Raw genomic sequence first — 685 nt, 5'->3', positions numbered from 1 at the left:
GCGACCGCCGCTTCGGCCCTGTGGCTCGAAGGCACGGCCTCGGCCGAGACCCTGACCGGCGATGTCGGCGACGACGTCCTCACGGGCGGCCTCGGCGATGACAGCCTGGTCGGTGGTGCCGGCACGGATACGGCCCGCTTCAGCGGCACCCTGGCAGCCTCGACCGTCTATAGCGACGGCACCGGCGGTTACATCGTCAGCGGCACCGACGGCTTCGACCGACTGCAGGGCGTTGAACGCCTGGCCTTCTCGGACCAGACCGTCACGGCCGCCTCGGCGGCCACCGCGCTCTGGCTGACGGGTACGGCCTCGGCCGAGACCCTGACCGGCAACACCGGCGACGACGTCCTCACGGGTGGCCTCGGCGATGACAGCCTGGTCGGCGGCGTGGGCACCGACACGGCCCGCTTCAGCGGCACCCTGGCAGCCTCGACGGTCTACAGCGACGGGACCGGCGGCTACATCGTCAGCGGCACAGACGGCTTCGACCGCCTGCAGGGCGTCGAGCGCCTGGCCTTCTCGGACCAGACGGTGGATGCGGCGACCGCCGCCACGGCCCTGTGGCTCGAAGGCACGGCTTCGGCCGAGACCCTGACCGGCGGCACCGGCGACGACGTCCTGACCGGCGGCCTCGGCGATGACAGCCTGGTCGGTGGTGCCGGCACGGACACGGCCCGCTTCAGCA

At 72.7% G+C, this 685-nt stretch carries 1 protein-coding gene; it reads left to right on the top strand.

The window, feature by feature from the left end; genetic code table 11:
- Positions 1–685: calcium-binding protein (locus DBR10_RS18045; protein WP_272482616.1), on the top strand; the 685-nt coding region annotated here is incomplete at both ends.

Source organism: Caulobacter sp. HMWF025 (assembly GCF_003060965.1).
Classification (GTDB): Bacteria; Pseudomonadota; Alphaproteobacteria; order Caulobacterales; family Caulobacteraceae; genus Caulobacter.
The sequence above is the reverse complement of the archived record's forward strand: the minus strand, read 5'-3'. Positions and strand labels throughout refer to the sequence as shown.